We start from the raw sequence: 3,906 nt of genomic DNA on the forward strand, positions 1-3,906 counted from the left end.
GTCTACAATAATAACGTGAGTATCTTTTTTAATACCTAATAATTGCAAACGGTAAGTACGGGAAAGAATTTTATAAAACCTTGAATAAATCAACATTTATTGACTTAATAATTCCTATTACAGGTGGTTTTATGGCATAGTCATGAATAGCTTTAAAGGATATTTTAAGGCTATGTGCATATTATTTTTTTCACCTTACCCAAAAAATGATATACCTATCAACCTATATAAAATATAACCACTCTATTTTTTATATTTTAAACTTTCACTAACATATTACCAACAAGCTCCAAGTGGTGTTTAATTGAATAACGTTTCAACATTCCTAAACCAGGAAAATTCCCGTTTTTATCACAGTCTATTAATTCATTTAGCCCTTGTGTATCAATTAAAGCTGTTTTATTTTGCTTATACCAATCTACGAATTTGTAAAGAGCTTCACCAAATTTACCTGCTTGGTCTGCACGATTTTCATTTGAATCGGATACAAAATGGCTTACCCACAAATTATTAGATTCATCTGGGTAAATAATATGAATAGCAACAGCTTTTGCACCAAAGCCACTTTCTGTATATTCTTCACCTACAATTGAATAATCAGAAAAACCCAAAAATCCTTCTTGTTCAAAATCTAAATGGTCTGAAGAAAACCATTCAACCTGGTGATTCAAATATTCAGCGTTAGGCGTACGTTTTATAAAAGAATCTCTTAAAATTACCCCATTATTATTTGCAAAACGTCTTTTGAGTGGCTTTATGTCCGGAATAAAATTAAACCGTGCTTCATGGTCACCAAATATTACTTCATAATAATCTAGATTTCTTAAATCATTGTGAAAAATAGCTGTATCTTCCAAAGTTCCACCACATCTTTTGACAAGCTGCGGCAATTCATCTAAAGCGTTATTCGAGTTAATATGATAACCAATCGTCGCGTTTGGATGGCCCATAAGCTCTAAAATTTCTTCCATTTGTTCTTCATTATCATTTAAATCATCTACAAATGTTCCTACAATTGGATTCATTATCATAATCAGTTTACGATTATCATTAAGTAAGCCTCTCACTGTACTTATTAACTGTGTAGAATATTTCACAGGTTCGATAACTGGCAATATTTCATCTGACAAAACTTTTGAATCATTCAAATCCCTTAATGCAAATAACTCATGCTGTTTACCTCGTAAAAACGGAAAATACATTCAAATGCCCCCTTGTAAATTATTCAAGAGCCTCTCAAATTTTTCACGATTTAGATGTGATTGATAAACTAGCCACCTTAATTCCAAAGGCACTCCCGTTAAATATTCTACATCATACCCATTTATCCTCCTTAAAACCTTATTAAATACTAATTTTTGGGATTTTTCTATATCTAAATATTTAAACATGTTTAAATAAACCGAATATCTATAAATAGGTTTTACCTCTGGAACTTCTTCGAACTGTTCTTTAATTAAATCCTCATATTCTTGCTTTCTTAAGATTCTGAAGAGGTTTTCATGTTTTAATTTATTAAAGTCATCTTTAGCATATTTACGAATACTAATGGTATTTCTCTTTGTTAATACCATAATTCCTACTTTCGTGTCTTTAACTAAACGATACACTTGATAATAGTAATTCTCAGAAGTTAGGACATATACTAAAGAGAATACTTTATAATAATCTTCAATTTGATAAATTAATTTATCTAATGTGTCTAAATCAGTTTTTATCTCTACAACGAAAGATTTGTTCTTATTAATTATTGCAAAATCTGCCTTTGAATTATCAATCTCTATTTCACTTAAAGCAACAGTTGTATTCAAACTATGAATCCCTAAAACATATTTATTAAATAGGGTATTTTTATAAAAAAACTCATTTCTATAAGTTGCAGCTAATTCTTTATATAAGCTTTTGGAGTTTTTTATTTGATTTGATATTTCCACATCAATATCTCTTTCAATTAACTTCGTTATTGTCTTTCTATTAAACCATTCATTAAACTTTGCACTATCCACCTATCCCACTCTTTTCTTTCAACTTATTCAATTATATTTATTATCCCAGAAGACTTTCCTCATATTGTTTAATAATTTTATAAAAAGAGTTCTTTTTTAATTGTAATATGTTTGCAAATTGCACTCCTGTAATATTCTTTTCCTTCCACGCTTGATAATTTTTTTCCAGGTATATTCTTTACTTCTTACTTAGAGTATCTAAATTAAGCTTTGGTCTTCCCAAATGTGTTCCTCTCGATTTGGCTATTGCTATTCCTTCCGCTTGTCTTGTTTTAATATTTTCCCTTTCCCGCTCAGCAAAAAATGATAATACTTGGAGTACCAATTCACTTACAAACGTTCCTAATTTGTCTTTATATTGTGTTGTATCCAATAATGGCATATCTAAGACTTTTATGTCAGCTTTAATATCTTGGGTGATTTCTTTCCATTCTTTCTTTATTTCTTTTGAGTTTCTACCAAATTTGTCAATTGATTTAATATAAAGTAAATCCCCTTCTCGCAAGCATTGCTTTAATACATGATATTGCGGTCTATTAAAATCCTTTCCGCTCTCCTTATCAATGAAAACGTCACGATCATTAATTCCTAAATCGAAGATTTCCTTTAGTTGCCTTGCTTCATTTTGGTCTTTGCTTGAAACCCTTAAGTAAGCAAAAGTCTTATTACTCATTAATAGTCCTCTCCATTGGTTATCTATAATACAATTTAAACCAATACGTTTATAAAAGTATACTTATTTTACAAACGTTTTTAAAATTAATTTCAAATCTTTCAAACATGATTTAATGAGTAATTATGTCAGCCTTAAAGGTATACCTTTAAAAATCATCTTTAAATATTCGTTTTTCGAAATTTTATATTTTTTCCTTTTAAATCCAGAACTATTCAACTCCCTGTTATAATAAATATGAATAATAAGGGTGGTACATAATTTTAGGTTAAGGGGGAGTAAAATGAGCAAATCACTTACTATTGACGACATGAGAAATATTGCATCCGAGAAAGGGGGGTGGTGCTTATCCGAAGAGTATAAAAATCAATTAACAAAATTAACTTGGAAGTGCTCCAATGGGCATGTTTGGGAGACACTCCCTAAACATATTAGAAAAGGAGCATGGTGTCCTATTTGTTCTCGTAAAAAAGAGAATAGAAATTTTCATAAAAACGTTACTATTGAATTACTAAAACAAAAAGCAGAAGAAAGAGAAGGTAAGTGTCTTTCTAATAAATATATAAATCAAATTACAAAATTACCTTTTAAATGTAAGGAAGGGCATATATTCGAAAGTACACCTTCAAGTATTTTAAGAGGAACATGGTGTCCATACTGTGCTGGAAAACATAAATATTCAATAGAGAAAATGCATAAAATTGCTAAAAATTATGGTGGAAAATGTCTATCTTCTAATTATACCAATGTCTTTACAAAGCTAAAATGGAGTTGTTCGAATGGGCATGAGTTTGAAGCTATTCCTAAGCATGTTATTAACGGACATTGGTGTCCTAATTGTACAATTTATATAAATGAAGAAAGATGTAGATATATACTTGAGCAATTATTCGATGCAAAGTTTATAAAGACTCGTAATATTTTGGGAGATAACTATGAACTAGACGGTTACAACGAAGAATTAAAAATTGCATTTGAGTTTCAAGGGAAACAACATTATGAACATATCGATTTCTTTTATAGTAGGATGAATCAAAGTGTCGAAGAAAGGATAAAGGTTGACCAAATCAAAGTAGATAGATGCAAAGATTTAAGGATTGATCTTTTAGTTATTCCTTATACTGTTGAACCAAATGAACAAGTTAATTTTATTTCAAGAGAACTTCAAAAACTTGGACATAAATTTAAAGTTGACCCTAATTCGATTTCATTTGATAACCATGAAAT

Annotated in this window: 4 protein-coding genes; 1 reads left to right on the top strand and 3 read right to left on the bottom strand. The window is 29.6% G+C overall.

All coding sequences use genetic code 11. The features are described from left to right. Nucleotides 1-257 precede the first annotated feature (257 nt). The 3 genes from ADA55_RS00175 to ADA55_RS00185 form a co-directional block, all read right to left on the bottom strand. Nucleotides 258-1,202, bottom strand: coding sequence for a sce7725 family protein (locus ADA55_RS00175; protein ID WP_048677837.1), 945 nt, complete (start codon nt 1,200-1,202; stop codon nt 258-260). Further along, on the bottom strand, nt 1,203-2,006 hold the full coding sequence (locus tag ADA55_RS00180; protein ID WP_048677839.1) for a sce7726 family protein: 804 nt from the start codon (nt 2,004-2,006) through the stop codon (nt 1,203-1,205). It lies immediately after the preceding gene. Nucleotides 2,007-2,184: 178 nt separating this feature from the next. Further along, nucleotides 2,185-2,679, bottom strand: coding sequence for a recombinase family protein (locus ADA55_RS00185; protein ID WP_311765541.1), 495 nt, complete (start codon nt 2,677-2,679; stop codon nt 2,185-2,187). A gap of 283 nt (nt 2,680-2,962) precedes the next feature. Here ADA55_RS00185 and ADA55_RS00190 point away from each other — a divergent pair. Beyond that, the coding region (locus ADA55_RS00190) for a hypothetical protein (RefSeq protein WP_048677841.1) at nt 2,963-3,906 on the top strand (944 nt) is incomplete at its 3' end.

The sequence above is a fragment of the Bacillus sp. 220_BSPC genome (assembly GCF_001054655.1).
Classification (GTDB): Bacteria; Bacillota; Bacilli; order Bacillales; family DSM-1321; genus Peribacillus; species Peribacillus frigoritolerans.

What these genes read in the sequence shown, in the direction of transcription:
- ADA55_RS00175 (WP_048677837.1), bottom strand. Translation starts at nt 1,202, where the DNA reads ATGTATTTTCCGTTTTTACGAGGTAAACAGCATGAGTTATTTGCATTA.
- ADA55_RS00185 (WP_311765541.1), bottom strand. Translation starts at nt 2,679, where the DNA reads ATGAGTAATAAGACTTTTGCTTACTTAAGGGTTTCAAGCAAAGACCAA.